Here is a 25,504-nt window from a genome sequence, read left to right as displayed (position 1 = left end):
GGTGTGCTGATCCAGGAAGCTGCAGCTGCAGGTGCTGTTGAGTTCTTGTTCACAATTGAAGTGTGCAACGTAACAATGCGAACGTGCAAGTAACAATGGACCGCAAGTTCCACATAGTGAGACAGATCCGGGAATTGTAGCGCAAGTCACAATTCTGCGACCGCAATAAAATAACAAGTGTTTTTCTGACCGACTGGTCAGAAAGTCGCTTTGTCCGAATATTATTCGGCCCATCTTGCGATGTGGTGGAAATCATTCACAGCATCGCAAAATGCGCGAAACCGGGTCTCTCCACCGTTTCTTGCGAGACGGTCCACGGAGTGGGCAGCCGGCATTTTGCCGCGTGGCCCGGCGGCAAATGCCGGCTGCGGTGGGGGTCAGTTGGACTGGCCGGTGGCGGTCGCCGCCACAACCATGACCGACGACGCCGTGTAGCCGGAACCGTTCTTGGTCGCCACGATCCGCACCGTCCCGCCCGCGACAATGTCCGCCACGCTCAGCTGGGTGCCCGTGCCGCCGGCCTGCTGGCGCCGCTGTTGCAGATTACTCACCACCACATCGGCGCCCAACGCATAGCTGCGCGTGAACCCATCACTGCTCTTGACCGTGACCGAGGACGAACTGATCTCGCTCACAGTGCCCAACTGCTCGGCCATGGTGGTGTAAGCGGATCCTTGCAGCACCACGTATTCGGCATGCACTGCCGCTGAAAGGCCGCCGCCCATCCCACCGGCAGCGAAGTCGCCGGGACCACCCTGCCCCGACATGCCGCCTCCAGCGAATCCGCCACCCGCGAATCCGTCCTGCGCAGAACCTGGCATGCCCGGGGCAACACCTTGGCCGCCGGCCGCCCCGCCCGCCGCCCCACCGGCTGCTGTGCCGGCAGCTCCGTTGGCGGCCGCTGAACTTGAGGTAAGTGCGTAGACCCCCGCCCCGGCGCCGACTGCGAGGACAGCTGCGGCCCCGGCGACGGCGAGTCCCCGGGTGAGGGTCCAGCGCTTTGCCGCCGAGCCCGTCCTGGCGGCGGCTCCCGGCGCTCCCCAGCCGGCAGTAGCCGCAGGCGCCGGAGGCCCTTGCCGGGGCATACCCCAGGCCGGGGCCGATGCCGGCACTTTCGAAACAGGGGGCGCGCCCCAGCCGGAGGCAGCGCCGGCTGCCGGCTGCCCGGCGTCGTGGTGTCCGGCATCAGGCTGCCCGGCTGCATGCGGCCCAGCGCCATCCTGTCCGGCGTCGTATTGCCCGAGAGCCCGGGGCGTAGTCACGGGCGCGGGCGCTGCTGTTGTGGCGCGGGTGGAATCGGGGGCGGAATCGGGGGCGGGCTTGGGGGCTGGTCCGGAACCGGCTCCGGGATGCTGACCGCTCATGGTGTTTCTCCTTAGGGTGCGGATCGGTGTTCACCCCAGAGTGCTGAGGGATCCTGTGCCTGGGCTGTGCGGGCCGACAGCCGGGCCTGTGACGTTCGGGCGGGGCGTTAGTCTCCGATTGAGCGCTGCCGGAGCGGCACCTACGGCCCGGGAAGGGCATCCAGCTCGCTAGGCTGGGATTCACAGGTGCCGCACAGGGTCCCCAAAGCCCCGCCTAACCGGCAGATCGGAGAGTTGTCCCATGGCCACTTCGCACTCCATGACTAACAACCTTCCCCAGCTCACGCATCCGGATGGCTCCCCCATCCGCGCGCTGGTGGTGGACGACGAGCCCAGCCTCTCCGAGCTCATGAGCATGGGCCTACGGATGGCCGGCTGGTCCGTGGCCGTGGCGGAAGACGGGCCCGCCGCGGTCCGGCTGGCCAAGGACTTCCGCCCCGACGTGCTAGTGCTGGACGTGATGCTGCCCGGGTTCGACGGCGTCGAGCTGCTAAGCAGGATCCGCGCCTTCGCGCCGGAGGTGCCGGCGCTGTTCCTCACGGCCAAGGATGCCGTCCAGGACCGCATTACCGGCCTGGCGGCCGGCGGCGATGACTACGTCACCAAGCCGTTCAGCATGGAAGAGGTGCTGCTGCGCCTGCACAGGCTGGTCCAGCGCTCCGGGGTGGCCGCCATGGACACCGCCGAGCTGGTGGTCGGGGACCTTGTACTCAATGTCGACACCCGCGAAGTCACCAGGGGCGGTGAGGAGCTGCATCTGACCGCCACGCAGTTCGAGCTGCTGCGCTACCTCATGGAAAACCCCAAACGGGTCATCAGCAAGGCCCAGATCCTGGACCGCGTCTGGGACTATGACTTCGGCGGCCAGGCGAACATCGTGGAACTGTACATTTCCTACCTGCGCAAGAAGGTCGACGCCAACCACGCTCCCATGATCCACACGGTGCGCGGCGCCGGCTACGTCCTGAAACCGGCGGACTGATCCGTGCCTTCACTTTCCGGTGTGACACGCGTCCCCGGGCGCGACTGGCGCAACCCCTCCACGTGGCATTTGCGCACCCGGCTGGTTCTCGTCGCCATGGCGCTGCTCGTGGCTATCTGCGGCGCTGTGGGACTGTTCAGCTACGCCTCCATGGACTTGTTCCTGACCCGGCAGCTCGATGACCAGCTCGGCCAGGCTTCGCACCGCTCGAGTGAGTTCAGCCGGCCCCCTGCCGGCAACCCCAATGGCAGGCCGGATCCCTTAGACGCGCGGGGACAAAGGGTCGGCACCCTCATCGCCCGGATTGAGAACGGCAACGTCAGCAGTGCAGGCTTCCTGGCCACCGACGCCACCCGCGCCTCGCTGTCATCGGAGGACGACCAGATCCTCCTGGGACTACGCACCGACGGTCTCCCCGTTGATCGCTCGCTGTCATCCGGCGCCTACCGTCTCGTTGCCACGCAGACCCCATATGGCGACACCATTGTCACCGGGCTTCCCCTTGCCGATAAACAGAGCACCCTGACCTCCCTTGTCTGGACCATCACTATTGTGTCGCTTGGCGGAATAGTTCTGATCGGCCTTGCCGGGACTGTGCTCATCCGCCGCACCATGAAGCCGTTGGAGCAGCTCTCCGAGGTGGCCACCCAAGTTTCCCGCCTCCCGCTGGACGCCGGCGAGGTGGCGCTCGGGGTGCGCGTCCCGGCGTCCGCCGCCCACCGCGGAACCGAAGTAGGCAGCGTGGGCTACGCGCTGAACCAGATGCTGGACAACGTCTCCAATGCCCTCGAGGCGCGGCAGGAGAGCGAGATGAAGGTTCGGCAGTTCGTCGCCGATGCCTCGCACGAACTCCGAACCCCGCTGACGGCCATTCGCGGCTACACGGAGCTGATGCGGATGACCGAGCACTTCACTCCCGACGGCCAGAGATCCCTCGCGCGCGTGCAAAGCCAGTCCGAGCGGATGACCACCTTGGTGGAGGACTTGCTGCTGCTGGCACGCCTGGACGAGGGACAGCCGCTCAAGATCTCCGACGTCGACCTCACCCAGTTGGCCATCGAGACGGTGAGCGATGAGAAAGTCATGGCCCCGGACCGCATCTGGCAGCTGGAGCTTCCGGAGGAACCCGTGGTGGTGCGCGGTGACGCGACCCAGCTTCACCAGGTCCTCGCCAACCTCCTGTCCAATGCACGCAAGCACACGGACCCCGGAACCAAGGTGGTTACGGGCGTCATGCGTTCGGCTGACGGCAGCGCCATGGTCACTGTGACGGACAATGGCCGCGGCATCGCCCCCGAATTCGTCGGCCGGGTCTTCGCCCGCTTCGCACGTGCCGACGCGGCGCGCACCAATCCCGCGACCAGCGCCGCAGCCAGCGCCGCAGCCAGCGCCGCAGCTAACTCAGCCGTCGCGACGGCGGGGGCCCGGTCCGGGGGCGCCGTGCGCTCGGCATCCGGCGCTGCTTCCGGTGCTGCTTCTAGTGCCGCTTCTAGTGCCGCTTCTAGTGCCTTTGGCATGGCAGCCGGAGGCAGCCATGGTCAGGGAACGGCGACTGCCGCGCCGACCTCGGAGGGCACGAGCGGGTTGGGCTTGTCCATTGTCCATTCGATCGTGGAGGCCCACGGAGGAACAGTCGAGGTCACGTCCCGGCCTGGCCGCACGGAGTTCGCCGTGCGGCTGCCCGCGGCGCCGCCGTCGGCGTAGCCACCCACAGGCCCCCACCCGAACGACCGGCGACTCCGGCGCAAGCCGACACCCCGCAGTTGTGACTCCTGTTACCAAAATGTGACTTAAGCGGCCGGGTCCTGTAGCGTCTTTGGGGTGCGCCGCCATTGGTGCCGCATATCCGGACGGACGCCAAACTCTGCCGCTTCCCGGATTCCGCTGGACCAGGCAGAGGCGGGGGACCCAGAGTTCCCGGGCATTCTGCTTTCATGCGCCCTCGGGGTGAAGCCGACACGTGAGTTTCCGTGCGGCCGGATGACCTCATCCGAACCCGACAGCTAACTCCGCCGGCGTTGAGAGGCCACCATGACTGAATTCCAAGTACAAACGCGCCCTGACGGCGATTCCCATTCCCGTTCCACCAAGTCGCGCCACCGCGCCGAACCGGCCACGCAGGCATCCGCCCTGTCCAGGCTGGCCACCGGCCTCGGCATCACCGGCCGCCGCGCCGCCGTCATCGCCGCCGCCTGCGCCATGCTGGTGGGGGGCGGCGCTGCCAGCCAGGCGGCAGAGCCGGGGAGCCAGGGCACGAACGTTGGAAGCAGCCAAACAGCCACCACCGCCGACCCGCTGGCCAAGCTCAACTTCGAGCGGGCCCAGGTGGCTGGGCCGACCGCTCCAGTGGAAAAAAACGTGGCACCCCAGATCTCGCAGGTTAAGGCCGTCGAAGCGCTGATCCAAGCACCCGCTGCTCCCGTGCCGGCTCCCTCAGCCCCCGCTCCTGCACCGGCTCCTGCAGCCGCTGCGGTTCCCGCCCCGGCCCCCGCTCCCGCACCGGCCCCGGCAGCTGCCCCGGCTCCCGCAGCTGCGCCGGTCGCAGTCGACGACCCCGCCGGGGCCCAGGCCTACGCCGCGGCCCAGCTGGGCAGCTATGGCTGGGCACCGGGCCAGATGCAGTGCCTGCATAAGCTCTGGACCAAGGAATCGGACTGGAAGACGACTGCCACCAACCCCAGCAGCGGCGCCTACGGCGTGGTCCAGTCCCTGCCGGCCACGAAGATGGCGAGCGCCGGCGCCGATTACATGACCAACTACCGGACCCAGATCAACTGGGGCCTGAACTACGTCAAGGAACGCTACGGCTCCCCCTGCGGCGCCCTGAACTTCCACTACGCACACAACTGGTACTAAACCGGCGCTAACCGGCCTCCACAGAAGGCCCCGGATCCACATGGATCCGGGGCCTTCTTGTGTGTCGGGGGCGGACCAGCCGGACTTCCACAGCCCCCGCACAGCTTGACCCTAAAGCCCTCATATGGGCCGCCGGGAAAGTTGAGCCATGACATTCACAGACCAGGCCACAGGAACCCTGCTCCGCTCCACGGCGACGCCGGCCAGCCCGGCCGCACGGCCGGGGCCTGCCCTGGCCGAAGCGCTTGGCCCGGGCACGTCCGCCGGGGCGCTTACCGGCCCGGGCGGCCGGCGCTCAGCCATTGACACGCGTGCCAGCACCCCCCTGCTGGACGTCACCATTCCGGTCTTCAACGAGGAACGGGATCTCGAAGCATGCCTGCGCCGGCTCCACGCGTACCTTCTCGGCGCCTTCCCGCACTCCTTCCGGATCACGGTGGCGGACAACGCCAGCACCGACGGAACGCTCAAGGCGGCGGAACGCGTAGCCCGCGAGCTGCGCGAAGTGAAGGTGGTCCATATGGCCGAAAAGGGCCGCGGTAACGCGCTTCGCAAGGTGTGGCTTGCCTCGCCGTCGCCGGTCCTGGCGTACATGGACGTGGATCTTTCCACTGATCTGGCCGCCCTCGGCCCGCTCCTTGCGCCGCTCATTTCGGGGCACTCCGACCTGGCGATCGGGACGCGCCTGACCCGCAACTCGCGTGTGGTCCGTGGACCCAAGCGCGAATTCATCTCGCGCAGCTACAACTTCCTGCTGCAGTCCCTTATGGGCGCCCACTTCAGCGACGCGCAGTGCGGTTTCAAGGCGATCCGGGCGGACGTGGCCCGGCAACTGCTCCCCCACACACTGGACAACGCCTGGTTCTTCGACACCGAGCTGTTGGTCCTGGCAGAAAAGTGCGGCCTGCGCGTCCACGAAGTCCCGGTGGACTGGACCGACGACCCTGATTCCAGCGTGGACATCGTCCAGACTGCCCTCGCTGACTTGCGCGGCATGGCACGGTTGAGCCGGGACCTGCTCTCGGGCCGGATCCCGGTGCCCGAGCTGCGCGCCGCCCTGGCCCGCGGACCGCTGCCGGCCTCCTCGCGGGCCCAGGAACAAAGCCCCGGCGGAAGCCTCTTCGGGCAGCTGGTCCGCTTCGGCAGCATCGGGGTGGCCTCCACCTTGGCATACCTGGCAATTTTCCTGCTTTGCCGCGGGATCATGGACCCGCAGCTGGCAAATTTCCTGGCGTTGCTCACCACCGCCGTGGCCAACACCGCGGCCAACCGGCGCTTCACGTTCGGCATCCAGGGCAGCAGCCAGGCGGCACGCCACCACTTCGAGGGGCTGCTGGTCTTCGGGATCGGGCTGGCCCTGACCTCGGGCGCACTCGCCCTGGTTCACGCCGCGTCGGGAGCGGCACCGGACCGCTGGCTTGAACTGCTCACGGTCACCGCCGCCAATCTGGCCGCCACAGCCGTGAAATTCCTGCTCTTCCGGCTGGTGGTCTTCCGGCACAGGCCTACCGACTCTGTTCCGGCGCCCGGCGCCACCGACACTTTCCTCCCCAGTACAGAAAGGGCCAAGTAAATGACGGCAACCATCAGCCCCACCGCCGGAGCCCAGGGAGGCTCCCCGGCCGGCAGCCCGCCGGCAGCCCAGGAAACTCCCCGCGCGGTACCTGAGGACACCGGGACGGCGCCCCACCTGCCGACACCCCGCACGCCCGCAACCCAGAGCCGCCGGGACCGCCTGCTGTTCGGACCGCAGCCACGTTGGGTGCGGCCCTCGGCAGCGCTGTTGCTGCTGGTCACCGCAGCGTTGTACCTGTGGAACCTGGAAGCCACCGGCTACGCCAACTCCTTCTACGCCGCGGCGATCCAGGCCGGGACGAAGGACTGGACCGCGCTGCTGTTCGGCTCGCTCGACGCCGGCAATGCCATCACGGTGGACAAACCGCCCGCCGCCCTCTGGATCCCCGCCCTCGCGGGACGGATCTTTGGCTTCTCGGCACTGAGCATGCTCATTCCCCAGGCTCTCATGGGCGTGGCCGCCGTCGGGCTTCTCTACCTGACCGTCAAGCGGGTGTCCGGACCGGCGGCGGGCCTGCTCGCCGGCGCCGCCCTGGCGCTGACCCCGGTGGCCGCCCTCATGTTCCGGTTCAACAACCCGGACGCGATGCTCACGCTGTGCCTGGTGCTGGCCGCCTACCTCACCACGCGCGCCATCGAGAAGGCCGGCTGGAAGTGGCTCGCTGCGGCCGGCGCGGTGATCGGCCTGGCGTTCCTGTCCAAGATGCTGCAGGGCTTCCTGATCGTTCCCGGGTTGGCCCTGGCCTACCTGTGGGCGGCGCCCACCACACTCGGCCGCCGGCTTCTGCACCTGCTGGCCGCCGCCGCAGGGATCGCCGTTGTGGCCGGAAGCTACATTGTGCTGTTCCAGCTGACCCCGGCCTCGGTCCGCCCGTACATGGCAGGTTCGGAGACCAACAGCTTCCTGGAACTGACGTTCGGCTACAACGGCCTGGGCCGGATCACCGGGTCCGGCGGGGGCATGCCGGGCGGCGGGGGCCCGGGCGGCAACGGAAACGTGGGCTTCGGCGGCACGGCCGGGATCACCCGGATGTTCGGGACCAGTTTCGGCGGCGAGGTGTCCTGGCTGCTGCCGGGAGCCCTGATCCTGCTGGCCGCCGGGCTGTGGTTCACCCGGCGCGAGGCCAGGACCTCAAAAACCCGTGCGGCGCTCCTGCTGTGGGGCGGCTGGCTGGTCATCACGGCCGGAATCTTCAGCTTCATGAGCGGCACCGTGCATCCGTACTATGCCGTAGCGCTGGCCCCCGCGATCGCGGCCCTGGCGGGCATCGGTTCCGTGGAACTGTGGCGGGGCCGGGCCTACTGGCCGGCACGGATCGTCCTGGCCGTGACGGTACTGGCCACATCGGTCTGGTCTGCCGTGCTCCTGGGCCGCGATCCGGCCTGGCTTCCCGGGCTCCGGGTGATCGCGGTGGTCCTGGGCGTGCTCGCGGCCGCGGCGTTGCTGCTGCGGGCGGACAGCATGGCGGCGCTTCCGGCGCGGTTACGCAAGGCCGCCACGGCGGGCGTCGTGATCCTGGCGCTGCTCGCCGGCGGGCTGGGGAGCACCGCCTGGACGCTGTCGACCGTGGCCCAGCCGCATTCTGGTTCGATCCCCACGTCCGGTCCCACCGCGTCCGCGATGGGCGGCGGCTTCGGGGCAGCCGGCAGGGCCGGCAGTGACGGTGCTGATGGCGGCCCCGGCGGGGAAACGTCCTCGGCGGAGCTGACAGCGCTGCTGAAGTCCTCGGGCACCAAGTGGTCCGCGATTGTCTCCGGCGCCACCCAAGCCGCGAGCCTGGAACTCGCCACCGGCACCAGCGTGATTGCACTCGGCGGCTGGAACGGCGGCGACCCCTACCCCACGCTCGCGCAGTTCCAGGCAATGGTGGACCGCGGCGAGATCGGCTACTTCGTCTCCGGCGGCATGGGCGGCATGGGCGGGGGCCGCGGGGGCAACTCCGAGGTCGCCACCTGGGTCGCGGCCAACTACCAGGCCCAGACGGTGGGCAGCACCACCGTCTACAAGCTGGGAGCATAGGCCGCCATGACTGACACCCTGAGCTCCCACCCCGACACAGTGCCGGCGGGACCGGCCCGCACGCCAGGCCCGCCGCAGCCGCAAGTCCCGGAGCGGCGGCGCCGGCCCCTGGAGCCCCGGGCGGCCGGCGGCCAGCGCGCCGTCCCTGGCGCCCGGCAGCTGCGACGGCAGCTGGAACTCGCGGTCCTGCTACTGGCCACGGCCGTGCTGTATCTGTGGAACCTCGGAGCCTCCGGCTGGGCGAACGCGTTCTACTCCGCGGCGGCCCAGGCGGGGTCGCAGGATTGGGCGGCCTGGTTCTTGGGCTCTTCTGACGCCGCCAACGCCATCACCGTGGACAAGCCGCCGGCGTCGTTGTGGGTGATGGGGCTGTCGGTGCGGATCTTCGGGCTGAGCTTCTGGAGCGTCCTCGTCCCGCAGGCGCTCATGGGGGTCGGCACGGTCTGGCTGCTCTATCTGGCCGTACGCCGGGCCGCGGCCCCCGCCACGGCCGACGCCGGCCTGGCCCACCGCGCGGGGCTCCTCGCCGGTGCGGTCATGGCGCTGACCCCTGTGGCCGTGCTGATGTTCCGGTTCAACAACCCCGATGCCCTGCTGGTGCTTTTGATGACCGCGGCCGCCTACGCCGTGTTGCGCTCCATCCAGGACGCGCGCCTGCCCTGGTTGCTGCTCGCCGGGGTGCTGCTGGGCTTCGGGTTCCTCACCAAACAGCTGCAGGTCCTGCTGGTCGTCCCCGGTTTCGCCCTGGCATACCTGCTCGCGGCGCCGGCCACGGCAGGCAGACGGATCCTTCACCTGCTCTGCGCAGGCGCGGCGATGGCTGTCGCGGCCGGGTGGTGGCTGGCCGCCGTCGAACTCATTCCCGCGGCGAACCGCCCTTACATCGGCGGCTCGCAGAACAACTCCATCCTGGAACTGACCCTTGGCTACAACGGCCTGGGCCGGCTGAACGGCGACGAAACCGGGAGTGTGGGCGGCAGCAACGGCTGGGGCACGCCCGGGCTGTTCCGGCTCTTCAACAGCGAGTTCGGCGGGCAGATCGCCTGGCTGCTGCCCTCGGTGCTGCTGCTTGCAGCGGGGCTGCTCTGGCTGGGCCGCCGCGCGTCGCGCACCGACGCAGTAAGGGCCGCAGTGGTCATCTGGGGCTCCTGGGTGGCGGTCACCGGCCTGACGTTCAGCTTCATGGCCGGGATCATCCACCCGTACTACGGGGTGGCGCTGGCGCCCGGGATCGCCGGGCTTGCCGGGCTCGGCGGCGTCCTGCTCTGGCAGCGGCGGGACCAGCCCGTGGCGGCCGCCGTCCTCGCCGTGGCGATCGTGGCGGCCGGGGCCATGGCCGCCGAACTCCTCGGCCGCACCGCGGCGTACCTGCCGTGGCTGCGCTGGGTGGCGCTGCTGGGCGCCCTCGCCGCCGCGGCGCTGGTGCTGGCCGCCGCGGCGCTGGGATTCAAGAGGTCGGGGACCAACGGGGTCGCGGGGGTCAAGGGACCGGGGCTGAAGGCGTCCAGGATCATGGCGCGGACGACGGCGTCGCTCGCCGTCGCCGCCGCCCTCGCCGGGCCGCTGGCGTACTCGCTGTCCACCGCGTCCACGGCCCACAGCGGCTCGATCGTCAGTGCCGGGCCGGCAGTGTCCGGCCGGTCCGGGGCCGGGCTGCCGCCGTCGCTCGGCGGTGCTACGGCGGTCAACGGTACGGCCGGCGCTGGCACAGGGACCGGCGGTGCCGGCCGCGGTCCGGGAGCGGGCGCGGCTGGCGGCCTGCTCGGGGCGAGCACGCCGTCGGCGGCTCTCGTGACAGCGCTGCAGACAGACGCCGGCCACTACACGTGGGCTGCCGCCGTCGTCGGGTCCAACAACGCCGCCGGCTACCAGCTGGCAACCCAGCTCCCTGTGATGGCCGTGGGCGGGTTCAACGGCACGGACCCTGCGCCCACCCTGGCACAGTTCCAGCAGTACGTGGCCGACGGCAAGATCCACTATTTCATCGCCGGCCGCATGATGCAGGGCGAAAGTGGCTCCAACGATGCCGGGCAGATTGCCGCGTGGGTGCAGGACAATTTCACCGCCCAGACCGTGGGCGGGACCAGCGTGTACCTGCTGGCAGGCTAGACGGGCAGCAGGATCGGCGGGCGGAGTGGCGAAAGGCCGGGCCTTGCCGGTACGCCGGGCGGCGTGGCGAAGGGCGGCCTAGAAGGTGAAGGACAGGGCGCGCAGGCCGGCGCCGGTGACGTGGGTGGTCACGCAGACCCCGGAGTAGTCGGGAATGTGGAAGACACCGTCCGGCAGTTCGCCGGCGTTGGGCCCTACCGCCACGGTCCGGATGCCGGCGGCGATTCCCGCGGCGATGCCCGCCGGGGCGTCCTCGAATACCACCGCGTCGGCCGGGGCAACCCCTAGCAGGGACGCCGCCCGGAGGTATCCCTCAGGGTGGGGTTTGCCTTGGCTAACGTCCTCGGACGAGACCGAGACGGCAGGGACGCGGATCCCCGCAGCAGCCATCCGGACCTCGGCCAGGTCCCTGGAAGCGCTCGTCACGAGCGCTACGGCATCCGGCGGCAGGCTCGCCAGCAGCTTCGGCGCGCCGGGCACCGGAACAATCCCTCGGGTCTCGGCCAGCTCCATCCGCCCCAGTTCGGCGGCGAGGGCTTGGATGTCGGAACCGGCCGGGGCGAACCTGCGGACCGTGTCCATGGCCCGGACACCATGGGAGGAGCGCAGGATCTCGCCGATATCCAGTCCGTAGCGCCCCGCAAATGTGGTCCATACCTGCTCCACGATGCTGGTGGAATCCACTAACGTGCCGTCCATGTCGAACAGGACGGCGCGGGCGGTCAGGGTGGCAGTACTGGAACGGGCTGGAAGGCTCATGCCTCTATCCTGCCGCATGGCCCCGGCTCACCCCTGGCGCACGGCCCCCAGCGGCCCGCAGCGAAGCCGCCACGGGCAGCCGGGTTGGATCAGCCGTTGGGCCGGTTGGGGATGTACTGCACGGCCCACTTGTTGCCGTCGGGGTCGGCGAAGTGGACGAAGTGCCCCCAGTCCTGGACGTCGACGTCGCTGACGTCCACGCCGTTGTCCTTGAGCTGCTTGTGCGCGGCCTGGATGTCGCTGACCACAAGCTGCAGGCTGGGAGCCGTACCGGGCGGGGCGTCGTTGAGGCCCTCGCCGATGGCAATCGAGCAGCCGGAGCCCGGCGGCGTCAGCTGGACGAACCGGATGCCGTCCATGGGCCGCTCGTCGTAGTCGGCGTTGAAGCCCACCTTGTTGACATAGAAATCCTTGGCCCGGTCCACATCGGACACCGGCACAAACACGAGTTCAAGTTTCCAATCCATGGCGCACACGCTAGCGCGGACCGCGGCAATGCGGAAGGGACCCCCGGCGAACTGGACCTAGCCGGCGATGCCGTACAGGCGGTCTCCAGCGTCGCCCAGGCCGGGCACGATGTAGGACTTCTCGTTGAGCTTCTCGTCGATCGAGGCCAGGACGATTGTCACGTCGGAGTCGGAGAGCTCTTCCTCCAGCTTGGCCAGGCCCTCCGGGGCGGCGAGGAGGCAGATGCACGTGATGTCGGAGGCGCCCCGCTTGAAGAGGAACTTGATGGCCTCACGCAGGGTTCCGCCGGTGGCCAGCATGGGATCGAGGACGAAGATCTGCCGGTCCGTGAGGTCCTCCGGGAGGCGCTCGGCGTACGTGATGATGTCCAGGGTCTCTTCGTCGCGGGCCATGCCCAGAAAGCCGACCTCGGCGGTGGGTACCAGCTTGGTCATGCCCTCGAGCATGCCCAGCCCGGCCCGGAGAATCGGGACCACCAGAGGGGTTGGCTTGGTGAAGTAAGTTCCGATGGTGGTGCTGACGGGCGTCTCGATGGTCTTCGGTTCAGTGCGGACGTCACGCGTGGCTTCGTAGGCAAGGAGCGTTACAAGCTCCTCGGTAAGCTGGCGGAAAACCGGGGACGGGGTGTTCTTGTCCCGCAGAACGGTGAGCTTATGGGCGACCAGCGGGTGGTCCACAACGAGAGTGCGCATGGGTCAAAACTATCACCCGGAGGCGGAGGACCGTCCCGCAGTGCCGGGGGTATCGGCGTCGTTCGCGTCGGCCGGAGCAGCGGCGCTGGCGGCGCCATCACCGCGGCCGGCGGCACCGTTATGGAGGTGGGCGGGATGCTCGAAGGTCGGCGCGTCCCCGGCGTGTTCCCGGCGCCGCAGCGCATGGAAGAACCGGTGCGCCATGATCACAATCCCCACCCAGGCCAGCCCGATGACCCAGCCGACGATCACGTCGGTGAGCCAGTGATGGCCCAGATAGACCCGGCTGAGGCCCATCGCGACGATGAAGATCACACCAGCGGCGATCAGGCCGATCCGGGCGCTGGTCCGTTTGATCTGCAGGCAGGCCAGGTACACCACGAGCGCGATCACCACCGTGGTGTTCAGCGTGTGACCGCTCGGGAACGACGGCGAAGTCTCGTAGGGCGGCACCGCGTCGGCATGGTCCGGGCGGACGCGGCCGATCATTTTCTTGCCCAGGGTTGTGGCCGTCACCGACGCGGCGGCCGCGCCGCCGATCAGGATCAGCGGCCGCCAGCTCCGGGAGGTGAAGATCAGCAACGCCGTCAGGATGCTGCCCAGGATGGGCATCCCGATGCCGCCGCCGATGTTGGTGAACCCGGTGATAAAGGCGTCCAGACCGGGGCTGCGCAACTGTTCCATGAACGCCAGGGCCGGCTTGTCCAGGTTCGCGAGGCCGGCGTCGTCCACCACGTTGTCGTAGACCTCGGCACTCACCAGCGCCAGGATCACCACCACCACGCCGCCTACGAGCATCGTGATCCACAGCGCCGCGTAGGGCACCACCCATTTGCCCCAGCGATGCGCCAACCAGTTCTCTGTTCCGGTGGTCACGGCCGTCTCCCGACTACTTGACTACATAAACTACTGGGGCTGAACAGCAGAGCTGAACAGCATGCTTAGGATCGAAACTATCATTGACCCATGACTGCCCCTGAGCCCCGCCATGCCCAATGGATGAGCCTTGCCCTGGCGGAGGCCCGGAAGGCGCTGGCCACCGCGGACGTGCCGATCGGCGCCGTCGTGATCGGACCGGACGGTTCCGTGCTGGGCACCGGGCGAAACGAACGCGAGGCCCTGGGGGACCCGACGGCCCATGCCGAGATGGTCGCCATCCGGGAGGCCGCCGCGCGGTTGCGGGCGTACCGTGCCCAGGAAGGCAAGGGCGACGACGGCTGGCGGCTGGAGGACTGCACGCTGGTGGTGACTCTGGAACCGTGCGCTATGTGCGCGGGTGCGATCGTCCTCGCAAGGATTCCGCGGGTGGTGTTCGGTGCCTGGGACGAGAAGGCCGGCGCCGCGGGTTCCGTGTTCGACATCCTCCGAGAGCGCCGGCTCAACCACTGGGTGGAAGTCGTTGCAGGCGTCCGTGAGCAGGAGTGCGCCGCGCTGCTGCGGGATTTCTTCGCCGGGCACCGCGCCTGATCCGTTCCGGCTAGCTTGCGCCGTCGGCAGATGACGCGGCGGCCGATGACGCTGCCGCTACGGCAGAAGCCGCGAGCGCGTCGATCCGCTTCTGGCGGGAGGCCGGCGAGTCCAGGCTGAAGGCCCGGAAATCACCGAGGTCCTCGCGGATCCAGGCTTCCACCTCGGCGATCCGCTGCGTGATGGCGGGCGTGGGGCCATGGAACAGCCAGGGCACGATCCTCCCCTTGGCCGGATCGTACTGCCAGAGCCCGATGATCCTGCCGCGGTCCAGGATTGGGTGGTCCGGGAGATCGGCCTGCAGCGCGAGAGATCCCAGCGCCGGTCTGTGCTGGTCTTCCTCCGCGAGCAGGTCCGCCGCGTTGCGCCGCAGCAGGAACAGGGAGTCCGTTCCGGCGAGCAGCTGGATCTGTTCCCCCGCCGGCCCCTCGAACGCGGCGAGGCGACCGACGTCCGCGGGCAGCATCCACAGCGGGTCGCCCCCGGCCTCGGGCAGCGCGGTGGACACCTCGATGGCGCCGACGGCGGCGAGCGCCGCCTTACTTTGCGCGACGGTGAACCCCGTGAACCACTGCGATTGCTTGAAGGTGGCTCCCCCGGTCCAGCCCAGGTAGCGGCGGACCAGCTCGGTGCGCGCGGCGTCGTCGTCGAGGCCGCTGGGCGCCAAGCCCCAGGGCTCGTAGGCGTAGCGCTGCTGATCCAGGCGGCCGTTGGCCGGGACGCGGCGGATCTTGCCCTGCGCCTGCAGGATCCCCAGGGCGGTGGGCAGCGTGGTGGTCGCGCCCTTCTTCTTGCCTTCCTCGCCGAGGTTCCGGACCGAGTCGCCCAGTTCTTCCTTGAGCTGGCGCGGATCCATCGGTCCCTCCGCCTCGGCGAGCACGTGCAGCACCTGCTCCTCCAGGAGCGTGATTTCGCCCCGTTCCACGCCCAGCCGGCCGAGCACCCGGATGGCTTCGGCGGCGTCCTTGCCCAGCTTCAGCGCCCAGGCGAAGTCGTCCCGGCCCAGGACGTAGGTGCAGCCGCGGGCGACGGGGAGTTCCAGGATCCGGTGGGCGAGGACGTCGGCGTCCACCTGTTCGCGGCGGATGCCGGCGCGGGCGAAGAGCGTGAGGTAGGGGTTGGCGCCGCCCACGGACCGGGCCCAGCCCGCCCGGGCCAGAACCTGCTCCGCCGTGCAGCCGGCCAGCGAGCCGTCCAGGCCCTGCCGGTGCCAGGCCCACGCCCGGAGCCGCTCCGGAGTCAGGGTCTGCGGCTCCGGCAGATTGACGGGCTCTTCTACCGACGGCGATTGCGTGGCGACAGGGTGGCTGCTCATGGGCTCATTCTCCAACAGCTTCTCTGCCAGCGGTATCAAGAAGCCGTATCAACCTGGGCCACCGGTTTCCCGGTGTCGCCGGTTTCCGGGGATTCGGTCGATTCCGTCGATTCCGTCGACAGGAGCTCCAGAACGGTCCGGGCAGTGGCGTCCCAGCCGGGCAACCGGCCCCGTGCATCCGCTGCCGCGTCCCGCCAGCGTTCCCTGAGTGCTTCGTCGCCCAGCCAGCGGCGGAGCAGGTCCGCCAGCGGGGCGGGGTCCGTTCCGAGCCCGACGGCGGCACCCGGCAGCGGCGTATCCGGTACCGGCACGTCCGGTCGGCTGACCGGTCGGTTGTCCGGCCGGTTGTCCGGCCCCGGCGCGCTCGGCCGGCTGCCGGCGCCGAGCGCCTCAACGGCTCCGGTCCCCTCGCGCACCACCACGGGAATGCCGCGGGCCAGCGATTCGGTGACCACCAGGCCGTAGGTTTCGGCCCGGGAAATCAGCAGGCTGAGATCGGCCGCGTCCCATTCAGCCTCCAGCGCCGGGCCCCGGAGCTCGCCCGGGATGCTGACCCGCCCAGCCAGGCCCAGACATTCCACGGAGTTCCGGAGCTGCGCCGCATATGCCGGGTGGGCGGTATCCGAGCCGATGAGGGACGCCGTCCAGGGCAAATCCGTGAGCCGGGCGAGCGCGTCCAGCAGGAGCGACTGGTCCTTGTTCTCCAGCAATGCGGCCACGGCGATGATGTGCGGCACGCCGGCGCCGGCGGACAGGCTGCCTGCCGCCAACGGGGCGGGCGCAGTACCGGGCAGGGCCACCCTGATGCCGTCCAGGCCGTGCCGGGCACGGATGCCCGCCGCGGCCGAGCCGCTTGTGCAGATGACACCGGCCGCGGCCTGCAGGGCCCTGCGTTCGCGCTCGGAATTGTCCGGCAAGGGCATGTGCAGCAGGATCCAGACCTGCTGCCCGGCGGCCGCGGCCTCCTCCAGTTCGTCGGGCGCACCGCAGGCGAGGAGGCTATCGACCACCATCACGGACCCAGTCGCGGAACCCGGGTTTGTGGACTCCGCATTCAGCAGCCGGGCCAGGCGCCGCCGGTCCCCCGCGCTGCCTCCCGGCCAGTCGCCGTCGAGCGGGCAGGTTTCCACTACGGCGCCGAGGGCGGTCAGTTCCCGGGCGAGCGCCGCGTTGTAGACGTTGCCGCCGGAGTTGTGCCGGACGTTGCCGGGCACCACAAGCCGGAGGCGGGGGCTGGCCGGCGGCATCTGCGGCGCCTAGCGGGCGTCGAAGTCCAGCGAGAAGCCGGCCCAGGCATCGGGGGTTTCGCGCAGGGTGACGTCCAGCCCGGCGAGCTCGCGCCCGTCGTTGCCGACGCGGATCTGCGCGGCGACGGCGTCGGCGATGTACCGGGCGAGGGCCTCGGTGGTGCTCAGCTTGCCGACGAAGTCGGGGTGCTCGTCGAGGTTTTTGTAGTTCAGCCCCTCGAGGACTTTGTCCACCACGTCCCCCGCCGCGCCGATGTCCAGCACAATCGCATCGTCATTGAGCTCACGACGGCGGAAGGTCACCTCCGTGACGAACGTGGCCCCGTGCAGGCCCTGGGCTGGGCCGAAGGCTTCGCGCGGAAGGCTGTGGGCGATCATGAAGTTGCGGCGGACTGTCAGGCTGAACACGGGCTACCTCGCGGCTTTGGTGGGCTGGGCTGGGGCGGATGGGTCTGGGGTGAAAGAGACTTTGGCGGACGGGTATTCGATGACGTGGCAGAGGGCGTCCAGGGTCCCGTCGGCGAGCCGCTGGACAGCGCCGGGGAGCTCCTCGAACGTCGAGGATCCGGTCAGGAAGACGTCATAGACCGGGTCCTGCAGCAGGGACACGGCGAGCGCGAGGCGCTCGGCGTTGGTGCGGCGGTGCCGGCGGGCGCGGGCCACCATCCCCACCTGGCTGGCCCGGATGGACAGGCGGCGGGCATGGAAGTCCTCCCCCAGCGGCAGGGAGATCTTCCGGTCGGCGTACCAGGACATTTCGATGATGTCTCCGTCGTCGCCCACCAACTGCAGGCTTCGCTGCAGGCCTTCCTGCGAGGCCGAGCAGTGGATCACGATGTCGCAGTCCGGGAGGGCGTCGTCGGGGTGGCTGAAGTCGACGCCGAGGGCGTCTGCGAACGCGCGTTTGGCGGGGTCGACGTCGATCAGCTGCAGCCGCGCCAGCGGAAAGCCGGCCAGGAGCCTGGCCACCATGCCGCCGACGAGTCCGGCCCCGATCACGGCGACGCGGTCGCCCAAGCGGGGCCCGGCCTCCCAGATTCCGTTAATGGCGGTTTCCACCGTGCCGGTCAGCACCGCGCGGCGGGCCGGGACGCCGTCGGGAATCACCGTGAGTGATTCGACCGGGACGATGAAGCGGTCCTGGTGCGGGTAGAGGCAGAAGACGGTCTTACCCGCCCAGCCCTCCGGACCGTCCTCGACCACCCCCACGGTGAGATAGCCGAATTTCACCGGGTACGGGAAGTCCCCCTCCTGGTTGGGGGCGGCCATGGCCCCGGCGACGCACGCCGGGACGCTGGCGTGGTGGACCACCAGCTCGGTGCCCTTGCTGATGCCCGAATACAGGGTCCGGACCAGCGCCTCCCCGGGGCCGGGTGCGGGCAGGTCCTCGCTGCGGAGCTCGCCTTGTTCCGGGCCGACGGTCCAGTAGGCGGTGGCCGTGGCCTGCCGTTCAGAAGTAGTCATTGTGCTTACGAATCTAGTGCCCGCGCTGTTCGCGGGGAAGGGCGCCGCGCGCGTTTGCTGCATGGTGCGGGTGCCGTTGTGGCTCGTTTTGTGGATGGGCGCCTTGCTCCGGTACCCTAGTCAGGTTGGTGACGTGTCCGAGCGGCCGAAGGTGCAACACTCGAAATGTTGTTTGGTGTAAAAGCCAACGTGGGTTCAAATCCCACCGTCACCGCCAAATGAGAAAGGCCCTGCTCCCCTTATAAACAAAGGGAAGCGGGGCCTTTTGTTTTGCCCAATTTAGGCCGGTGGGCACATTTTGGGCACATTCGCCAGAGATACGGCGTGATCTAGAGCGTCTGCCGTCGCGGAGCGCTGGAATCCCTCGTACATTCTTGTGAGCTGGGCTGACGATGGCCGGCACGCGCATTGGGCTTGGATCCCTGCCGGCAACGTGGAGCGCGTGACTGATTCCGGCTGGGACGTTGAGGAATACCGGCGGTGCCCCGAACACCTGCGCGGCATCCGCTGGGCAAACAGGTCGCCCGGATTCCTGCCTGCCTAGGCCGGGCACCCTTGATGCCAGTGTTGCCCGTGTGGTTATACTCATGCTTGGGGGCGCCTTAGACGGTGTATGTCGGAAGCGTTCAGCAGCCAAAAACTATCTGCCAACCACCGACAGGAGGTGCGGGGAACCGTGCCAGCATTGAAACGATCGATCTTCCGTAAAGCGGCAGCCGCTGCCGTCCTTTCCGTTGCCCTGGGAGCAGGAGCGCTCACCGCGGCGGCCCCGGCGAGCGCCGCAACCTGTGCACCGGAATTCAATTTCTGCCCCTCGTCATGTGCAGAAACTACCGCGAGTTGCACAGCCGGTGTATCTACCGTGTACGTCACCGCAGGAACAGTCCTGCGGGCGAATAAGTACGGCTGGCCCACGGGCACCAAGCTGGAATACCGCTGGTTCTTGAACGGTAAAATTTTCGCGGGCGGTTACCATGACACCCACAAGGCATGGGAAGGCAAAGGCGATAAGTACGTCGTCCGCGTCAAGGGCACATTGAACGGCAAGGTCAGCTATCGGTTCAGCCGGACGTACATAGTCCGCTAACCACCACGCACAGAGAAACCCCCGCCAGTCATCGCGACTGGCGGGGGTTTGTCGTTCCTGGTGGCTATCGTGCCAGGCGTGGTGAAGCGAGATGTTGAGGCAACGAGTCGGATGCTAGATGAGTTGTTGGCAGTCCCTGCCCGATCGCCATTCGAGGAGCTAGAGCCCGACTACGAGTTTTGGGATCCTGCGCCCTACTGCACTTGCCACTGCCACTAGACGCCGGCGGGCACACTTTGGGCACATCTAGTGTGAATTGCCGTGATCTCAGGTGATGTAATTCCCCGGATTCTAGCGGTTTTCCTTGCCAGTGCTGACGCGGGAGAGGTTTCAAATCCCACCGTCACCACCATATAAAAAGGCCCTGCTTCCCTTACAAACTAAGGGAAGCAGGGCCTTTTGCTTTGCCTGCCGGGGCGTTGTTCGGCTGTGGGGCAGATCAGGGCGAATAGAGGGCCCGCATTCGCCCTGATCTGCCCGACAGATTCGGCACGGGCAAAAACGCGCAGCTCCGTCGAGCGTCGCCGCCCGCTACGACAAGTGCGGGCATGGACGGGAAACAGCACAGCCGCGCTAAATTGGCGGCAAGGAAAAGCCCCGGACCTATGACAGGTGCCGGAGCAGTTCCTACGCCGGTAGAACGCTCTGAATCGGTTAGTCGTCGCAGTTCTGCAAGACCCAGTTCTGAGCGCGCCAGATGACGTTGTAGAGGTTGTAGGGTGCGACATCAAAGGTGTCCCACTTCTGGCCGACGTGGGCGGTCCAGCTAGGAATGGTGCCACAGCAGACACGGTGTCCGAAGACATAGAACAGTGCATGTGGCAGAGCGCGCTTCATCATGGAATGCCTTTCCATTGTCGCCGGCCCCGAATGGGCTAGCGTTGGTGCGCGCTCATAGCGTCATCGTAGCGGACCCTCGTCCTGGCGTTTAGCCGTGACCATCGCGGACACTTCCGTCAGAGCAGCTGTGACCATTCCGGCGGATATCTCGATCTGGGAATCCACCGTGAATTGACGTGATCCAGGGTGATGAGAAGTGCTGTGGGGCAGATCAGGGCGAATGGAGGGCCCACAACCGCCCTGATCTGCCCGACAGGTTCGGCACCGGAGGAAACGTGCGGTTCTGGCGAGCGCGGGCAAGCGTTCAGACCCCTCCGTCGAGTTGCTCCATCTCCAGGCACGCTTCTTCGTAGGAAACGTCTCCGTTGCGGAATGCCTGCTCGAGTTCCTTGGCCCTGCGTCGCGTGTAGGCGGTGCTGACGGTTCCCGTCATGCCAGCCTCGAGATAGTCCAGCCGGGAGTGCGTGGGCTGCCGGTCCCGGGCGGTCCCGTGCCTGCGGCTCGTCTTGTGGAACCACGTGCCAGGGTGCATCAAGTGCTGTGCATAGGCTCTGGGATCGACTAAGTACATGCTTCCATGGTTCAACTTCCGGCTGAGAAGACCATGAGTATCGTCTGGATGATCGAGTTTGCCGCACTCCCCCAGGACGCGTCATGCCAAACAGGAAAGCCCTGCTTCCCTTTGTTTGCATGGGAAGCAGGGCTGGTCACCGACACAGACCGCCCTACCCGCGCACGATCACCACGTCCAGGGTCCGCGGTCCGTGGACGCCTTCGACGCGTTCGAGTTCGATGTCGCTTGTGGCGCTGGGGCCGCTGATCCAGGTCTGCGGGCGGGTGCCGTCGAGCCGGCGGAGGGCCTCCGGCAGGATCGCCGTGATATCCCGGGCCCGCACGATGCAGATGTGGCGGTCCGGGACGAGGCTGATGACCCGGCGGCCCTGGTCCGGGCTTGCGTCCAGGACGATGGTGCCGGTTTCGGCGACCGCCACGGCGCTGCCGGTGACGACGGCGTCCACCCTGTCCAGTTCCTCGACGCTGAGCCGGTGCCCGGGCGCGTCGGTGACGCGGCGGGAGCCGCCGTCGCGCGCGTCCGCCTCAGCGAACAGCGCCTGGTCGAGGCCGTGCGGAATGGCGTAGCGGCCGGCGCCTTCGAGCAGCACGGCGAGCCGCTGCGGCACCGCGGCTGCCTCCTCGATGAAGACGTTCGCCTTGTAGTCGACCAACCGGTCCGTCAGCAGCTCGATGAGCTCTTCCTCGCCCAGGGTGGAGCTGCGGCGGTAGTCGCGCGGCACGTCCGGTACGGCCGGGGCGTCGCGGAGGGCCGAGCGGATCCGGTCGAGTATTTCTTCGCGCGCGTTCACGGGTTCTCCTCTGTACCGGCGGATCCTGTGCCGGCGTTCCCAGTACCGGCGTCGCCCGTGCCGGTTGGGTCCGTCGGGGCGGCCGGGGCCCGATGTTCCTTGTCCCACCACTGCCGGAAGGACTGTGCCGGCGGCGCGGGGATGTCCCGGCTCTGGGTCCAGCCGGCGGCGATGCCCGGCAGTTTGGTGATTTTCTTATCCGGTCCGGCGGCGATCCGGCCCAGGGGCAGCGCCTTCTCGACCAGGCCAAGGTTCTTTCCAGAGGACAGCGCCCAGGAGGCAGCCTTCATGCCCAGGTCCATCTGGCTCGGCAGGCGCTCCCTCCCGCGTTTCCCGCGCTTGCCCCGTTTGCTGTCCACGTCCTCACCGCGCAGGTGCACCAGGATGTCCGGGATGTTGATCTTCACCGGGCAGGCGTCATAGCAGGCCCCACACAGGGACGAGGCGTACGGCAGCGAGTTGTTCTCCTCCGCCGTGATCCCGGTCAGCAGCGGTGACAGGATGGCGCCGATCGGTCCCGGGTAGGTGGATCCGTAGGCGTGCCCGCCGGTGCGCTCATAGACGGGGCAGACGTTCATGCAGGCGCTGCAGCGGATGCAGTGCAGGGCTGAGCGGCCCATCTCGTCGGCCAGGGCGGCGCTGCGCCCGTTGTCCAGCAGGACCAGGTGGACGTTCTGCGGCCCGTCGTCGGGCGTGACGCCGGTCCACAGCGAGGTGTAGGGGTTCATCCGCTCGCCGGTGGAGGAGCGCGGGAGCAGCTGCATGAACACCTCTAGGTCCTCCCACGCCGGCAGCAGCTTCTCCACGCCCATGACGGTGATGAGGGTTTCGGGCAGCGTCAGGCACATGCGTCCGTTGCCTTCGGATTCGACGACGGCGAGTGTGCCGGAGTCGGCGAGGGCGAAGTTCGCGCCGGACACGGCCACCTTGGCGCTGAGGAACTTGCGGCGCAGGTGGGCCCGGGCGGCCGCGGCGAGCCGGGCCGGCTCGTTGGTCAGCTCCGGGTCGACGCCCTCCATTTCGCGCAGGAAGATGTCCCGGACCTGGCTGCGGTTCTTGTGGATCGCCGGGACCAGGATGTGGCTGGGCTTGTCGTGGTCCAGCTGGACGATGAGCTCGGCGAGGTCGGTCTCGAACGCCGCGATCCCCTGTTCCTCGAGGTACTCGTTGAGGCCAATCTCCTGGGTGGCCATGGACTTGACCTTGACCACCTCGTCGGCGCCCTGCTCCCGGATGAGGGAAGCGACAATCGCGTTGGCTTCGCCGGCGTCGCGGGCCCAGTGGATGGTCCCGCCGCGGGCGGTGAAGTTCGCCTCGAATTGCTCCAGCAGCTCCGGCAGCCGCGCCATGACGGATTCCTTGATCGCCCGGCCGGCCTCGCGCAGCTCCTCCCAGTCGGGGAGCTCGGACACGACGGCCAGCCGCTTGTCCCGGATGGTCCGGGTGGCGTGGCCGAGGTTTGCCCGCAGCTGGGTGTTGCCGAGTTCGCGGCGGGCGGCCTTCGGGAAGGGCTCGTGCTCGTGCAGGTTGCCGATGCCGAAGACGGGCAGGGACGGCATCCCCAGGAATGTGCCGCTCATCGTGCGGTCCTTCCGGTGGTGAGGCGGACGTCGCCGGTGACGGCGGCGGGATTCTCGAGGGTGCTGGCCAGGATCTCGGCGAAGTGCATCGTGGTGACGCCGCTGCCCTGGCGGGACAGGCCACCGCCGATATGCAGGAGGCAGGAGGCGTCACCCCCGGCGCAGAGATCCGCGCCGGTGCCGCAGATGTTGGCGGTCTTGTCCGCGAGCATCGCCGAGGACACGTCCGCGTTCTTCATCGAGAAGGTTCCGCCGAAGCCGCAGCACTGCTCGGCCTCGGGCAGCTCGGCCACCTCGATGCCTGCCACCGAGCGCAGCAGGTCCAGCTGCCGGTCGCCGAGCCGGAGAAGCCGCATGCCGTGGCAGCTGGGGTGGTAGGTGATCCGGTGCGGGAAGTAGGAGCCCAGCTGTGCCGCGGCGTCCGTGACGCCGAGGACATCGACCAGGAGCTGGGAGAGCTCGTAGGTCTTATGTCCGACGGCCGCTGCCCGGGCTTCCAGCCCGGCGTCCCCGCAGCGGCGGGCAACCATGGGGTGCTGGTGCTTCACGGAGGCGACGCAGGAACCGGACGGTGCGACGGCGACGTCGTACTCGTCTTCTTCGAATGCCTTCACATGGTTGGCGACGACGGGCAGCGCCTCCCGGAAGTAGCCGCTGTTGACGTGCATCTGCCCGCAGCAGGCCTGCCCGGCGGGGAAGATGACCTCGTGGCCGAGGCGTTCGAGGATGGACACGGTGGCGCGCGCCGTGGCCGGGTACATGGCGTCCACGATGCACGTGGCGAAGAGTGCGATCTTCACCGGGCACCTCCGGCCCTCTGGTGTTCCGCCACAGTTGAGGGCACGTACTCCGCCGGCTGCTGGGAGGCGCGCACCACGGCGCGCAGCTCGCCCAGGCCGCCGCCGAGCACGCCGGCGGCGCGGGCCTGAACCAGGACGTTGCCCAGGGCCGTGGCTTCGACCGGACCGGACAGGACGGGCTTGCCGGTCGCGTCGGCGGTGAGCTGGCACAGGAGCCGGTTCTGGGATCCGCCGCCCACAATGTGCACGACGCCGGCCCGGACGTCCGCGAGCCGTTCGGCGTCGGCGATGGTCCGGGCGTAGCCGGCGGCGAGGCTGTCCAGGATGCAGCGCACGATGTGCGCGGGATGCTCCGGGAGGACCGCGCCGGTGTTGCGGACCGCGGCCCGGATCCGTTCGGGCATGTTGTCGGGGGCGATAAAGTACGAATCGTTGGCGTTGATGACGGGACCGCCGGGAGGAAGAGTTGCGGCTGCGTCGAGCAGTTCCTCAAGTCCGGGCCGGTAGCCTTCGGCGGCCCAGGCGCGCTGGCATTCGCTGAGCAACCAGAGGCCGCCGACGTTGCGCAGGTAGCGGATGGTGCCGTCCACGCCGCGTTCGTTGGTGAAGTTCGCGGCCCGGCTGGCCTCGGTCAGGACCGGATGGGAGAGTTCGACACCGACCAGGGACCACGTGCCCGAGGAGATGTAGGCGAATTTCTCCTCATCACCTCCGGCGCCCGCGGGTACGGCAGCGACGGCCGAGGCGGTGTCGTGCGAGCCCACGGCCACCACTTCCGTGGCAGCGGGCAGGCCGGTCCGTTCCGCGATCTCCGGCAGCAGGGTGCCGAGGGTCTCGCCGGGCTGGATCAGCGGCGGGAACAGGTGCTTGGGCAGGCCCAGGGCGGCCAGGAACTCCGTGGCCCACTCCCCCGCGACGGCGTCGAAGAGCCCGGTGGTGGAGGCGTTGGTGGCCTCGGTGCGGCGCCGGCCGGTCAGCAGGAACCCGATGAGGTCAGGGATCAGCAGCGCCTGCAGCCCCTCCAGTGCGGGCTCGGTGGCGAGCTGGTAGATGGTGTTGAACGGCAGGAACTGCAGCCCCGTGGTGGCGTAGAGCCGGGCCGGATCGAGTTCCTGGTGGACCGGGGCGACGGCGGCCCGGGACCGGTCATCGCGGTAGCTGAACGGCGAGGCGACGAGCTCGCCGGCGGCGTTGACCAGCCCGTAGTCCACGGCCCACGTGTCGATCCCGATGCTGGCGATGCGCTCGCCGCGGGCCGCGGCCGCCGTGGCGGCGGCCGCGAGCCCGGTGAGGACCTCGGCGAACAGCGCGTCGAAGTCCCAGCGGAGGCCGCCGTCGAGCTCCTTGACGCCGTTGGGGAAGCGGTGCACCGTCTCCAGCTCGGCCCTCGTCCCACCGGGACTACCCGTGACCCGGCCCAGGATGACGCGGCCAGAGGAGGCGCCGATGTCGACGGCGGCGAACAGGCCGCCGCTGGCTGGTGCCGTATCCGCTGGTGGCACGGTGCCCATCGCA

General features: G+C 68.7%; 23 protein-coding genes, 1 tRNA gene and 1 riboswitch. Of the genes, 9 read left to right on the top strand and 15 right to left on the bottom strand.

Annotated elements, in window-relative coordinates; translation table 11 throughout:
- Positions 1-377 precede the first annotated feature (377 nt).
- The gene (locus AC1DR1_RS09630) at positions 378-1,364 is read right to left on the bottom strand and encodes a hypothetical protein (protein ID WP_476992523.1); all 987 of its coding nucleotides are present in this window, start codon (positions 1,362-1,364) and stop codon (positions 378-380) included.
- Positions 1,365-1,605: 241 nt separating this feature from the next.
- Here AC1DR1_RS09630 and AC1DR1_RS09625 point away from each other — a divergent pair, with 241 nt between their 5' ends.
- The 6 genes from AC1DR1_RS09625 (at position 1,606) to AC1DR1_RS09600 (ending at position 10,906) form a co-directional block, all read left to right on the top strand.
- On the top strand, positions 1,606-2,346 hold the full coding sequence (locus AC1DR1_RS09625; protein WP_229996174.1) for a response regulator transcription factor: 741 nt from the start codon (positions 1,606-1,608) through the stop codon (positions 2,344-2,346).
- 3 nt (positions 2,347-2,349) lie between these two features.
- Positions 2,350-4,050, top strand: coding sequence for a sensor histidine kinase (locus tag AC1DR1_RS09620; RefSeq protein ID WP_476992522.1), 1,701 nt, complete (start codon positions 2,350-2,352; stop codon positions 4,048-4,050).
- 168 nt (positions 4,051-4,218) lie between these two features.
- Positions 4,219-4,378: riboswitch (cyclic di-AMP (ydaO/yuaA leader) on the top strand.
- A complete protein-coding gene (locus tag AC1DR1_RS09615; protein ID WP_476992521.1) occupies positions 4,378-5,202 on the top strand; it encodes an aggregation-promoting factor C-terminal-like domain-containing protein in 825 nt (274 codons plus the stop codon). (Overlaps the previous riboswitch by 1 nt.)
- A 148-nt stretch (positions 5,203-5,350) precedes the next feature.
- A complete protein-coding gene (locus AC1DR1_RS09610; protein ID WP_476992520.1) occupies positions 5,351-6,775 on the top strand; it encodes a bifunctional glycosyltransferase family 2/GtrA family protein in 1,425 nt (474 codons plus the stop codon).
- Positions 6,776-8,797 (top strand): glycosyltransferase family 39 protein, encoded by a 2,022-nt coding sequence (locus tag AC1DR1_RS09605; protein WP_476992519.1) that lies wholly within the window; start codon positions 6,776-6,778, stop codon positions 8,795-8,797.
- 6 nt (positions 8,798-8,803) lie between these two features.
- Positions 8,804-10,906, top strand: coding sequence for an ArnT family glycosyltransferase (locus AC1DR1_RS09600; RefSeq protein WP_229994819.1), 2,103 nt, complete (start codon positions 8,804-8,806; stop codon positions 10,904-10,906).
- Between the two features lie 78 nt (positions 10,907-10,984).
- Here AC1DR1_RS09600 and AC1DR1_RS09595 read toward each other — a convergent pair whose 3' ends face one another.
- From AC1DR1_RS09595 to AC1DR1_RS09580, 4 genes are all read right to left on the bottom strand, one after another.
- Positions 10,985-11,665 (bottom strand): HAD-IA family hydrolase, encoded by a 681-nt coding sequence (locus tag AC1DR1_RS09595; RefSeq protein WP_229994820.1) that lies wholly within the window; start codon positions 11,663-11,665, stop codon positions 10,985-10,987.
- 89 nt (positions 11,666-11,754) lie between these two features.
- The gene (locus AC1DR1_RS09590; protein WP_229994821.1) at positions 11,755-12,132 is read right to left on the bottom strand and encodes a glyoxalase superfamily protein; all 378 of its coding nucleotides are present in this window, start codon (positions 12,130-12,132) and stop codon (positions 11,755-11,757) included.
- A gap of 57 nt (positions 12,133-12,189) precedes the next feature.
- The gene (gene upp / locus AC1DR1_RS09585; RefSeq protein WP_229994822.1) at positions 12,190-12,825 is read right to left on the bottom strand and encodes a uracil phosphoribosyltransferase; all 636 of its coding nucleotides are present in this window, start codon (positions 12,823-12,825) and stop codon (positions 12,190-12,192) included.
- A gap of 12 nt (positions 12,826-12,837) precedes the next feature.
- A complete protein-coding gene (locus tag AC1DR1_RS09580; RefSeq protein WP_229994823.1) occupies positions 12,838-13,701 on the bottom strand; it encodes a phosphatase PAP2 family protein in 864 nt (287 codons plus the stop codon).
- 90 nt (positions 13,702-13,791) lie between these two features.
- Between AC1DR1_RS09580 and AC1DR1_RS09575 the strand changes: the two genes are divergently transcribed.
- Entirely contained in the window at positions 13,792-14,292 is a 501-nt protein-coding gene (locus AC1DR1_RS09575; RefSeq protein ID WP_229994824.1) for a nucleoside deaminase, read from the top strand.
- Positions 14,293-14,302: 10 nt separating this feature from the next.
- Here AC1DR1_RS09575 and AC1DR1_RS09570 read toward each other — a convergent pair whose 3' ends face one another.
- From AC1DR1_RS09570 to AC1DR1_RS09555, 4 genes are read right to left on the bottom strand one after another with little or no spacing between them, the layout of a single operon-like run.
- On the bottom strand, positions 14,303-15,607 hold the full coding sequence (locus tag AC1DR1_RS09570; RefSeq protein WP_476992518.1) for a DNA glycosylase AlkZ-like family protein: 1,305 nt from the start codon (positions 15,605-15,607) through the stop codon (positions 14,303-14,305).
- A gap of 35 nt (positions 15,608-15,642) precedes the next feature.
- Positions 15,643-16,854 (bottom strand): glycosyltransferase family 4 protein, encoded by a 1,212-nt coding sequence (locus tag AC1DR1_RS09565; RefSeq protein WP_229994826.1) that lies wholly within the window; start codon positions 16,852-16,854, stop codon positions 15,643-15,645.
- 9 nt (positions 16,855-16,863) lie between these two features.
- Positions 16,864-17,262: a 6-pyruvoyl trahydropterin synthase family protein gene (locus AC1DR1_RS09560; protein WP_229994827.1), complete on the bottom strand. Its 399-nt coding sequence runs from the start codon at positions 17,260-17,262 to the stop codon at positions 16,864-16,866.
- 3 nt (positions 17,263-17,265) lie between these two features.
- On the bottom strand, positions 17,266-18,318 hold the full coding sequence (locus AC1DR1_RS09555; protein ID WP_229994828.1) for a dehydrogenase: 1,053 nt from the start codon (positions 18,316-18,318) through the stop codon (positions 17,266-17,268).
- Between the two features lie 127 nt (positions 18,319-18,445).
- On the opposite strand from AC1DR1_RS09555, the gene AC1DR1_RS09550 reads away from it, so the two are divergent.
- Positions 18,446-18,535 (top strand) — tRNA-Ser (locus AC1DR1_RS09550).
- 396 nt (positions 18,536-18,931) lie between these two features.
- Positions 18,932-19,405, top strand: a complete 474-nt coding sequence (locus AC1DR1_RS09545; protein WP_229994829.1) for a hypothetical protein — start codon at positions 18,932-18,934, stop codon at positions 19,403-19,405.
- Between the two features lie 654 nt (positions 19,406-20,059).
- On the opposite strand, the gene AC1DR1_RS09540 is transcribed toward AC1DR1_RS09545, so the two are convergent.
- The 6 genes from AC1DR1_RS09540 to AC1DR1_RS09515 all read right to left on the bottom strand — a co-directional run bounded on the left by AC1DR1_RS09540 (position 20,060) and on the right by AC1DR1_RS09515 (position 25,500).
- Positions 20,060-20,245 (bottom strand): hypothetical protein, encoded by a 186-nt coding sequence (locus AC1DR1_RS09540; RefSeq protein WP_229994830.1) that lies wholly within the window; start codon positions 20,243-20,245, stop codon positions 20,060-20,062.
- A 304-nt stretch (positions 20,246-20,549) separates the two neighbouring features.
- Entirely contained in the window at positions 20,550-20,780 is a 231-nt protein-coding gene (locus AC1DR1_RS09535; protein WP_476992517.1) for a hypothetical protein, read from the bottom strand.
- A gap of 190 nt (positions 20,781-20,970) precedes the next feature.
- Positions 20,971-21,609, bottom strand: a complete 639-nt coding sequence (locus AC1DR1_RS09530) for a LutC/YkgG family protein (RefSeq protein WP_229994832.1) — start codon at positions 21,607-21,609, stop codon at positions 20,971-20,973.
- Positions 21,606-23,189 (bottom strand): LutB/LldF family L-lactate oxidation iron-sulfur protein, encoded by a 1,584-nt coding sequence (locus AC1DR1_RS09525; protein ID WP_229994833.1) that lies wholly within the window; start codon positions 23,187-23,189, stop codon positions 21,606-21,608. The genes AC1DR1_RS09530 and AC1DR1_RS09525 overlap by 4 nt, the downstream gene beginning before the upstream one ends.
- The gene (locus tag AC1DR1_RS09520; protein ID WP_229994834.1) at positions 23,186-23,989 is read right to left on the bottom strand and encodes a (Fe-S)-binding protein; all 804 of its coding nucleotides are present in this window, start codon (positions 23,987-23,989) and stop codon (positions 23,186-23,188) included. Before AC1DR1_RS09520 ends, AC1DR1_RS09525 begins: the two co-directional genes overlap by 4 nt.
- On the bottom strand, positions 23,986-25,500 hold the full coding sequence (locus AC1DR1_RS09515; RefSeq protein ID WP_229994848.1) for a rhamnulokinase: 1,515 nt from the start codon (positions 25,498-25,500) through the stop codon (positions 23,986-23,988). Before AC1DR1_RS09515 ends, AC1DR1_RS09520 begins: the two co-directional genes overlap by 4 nt.
- Positions 25,501-25,504: the final 4 nt, after the last annotated feature.

It is taken from the genome of Arthrobacter sp. P4_F10 (assembly GCF_056401435.1).
Note: the sequence above shows the minus strand (reverse complement) of the source record. Positions and strands in the feature narration are given on the sequence as shown.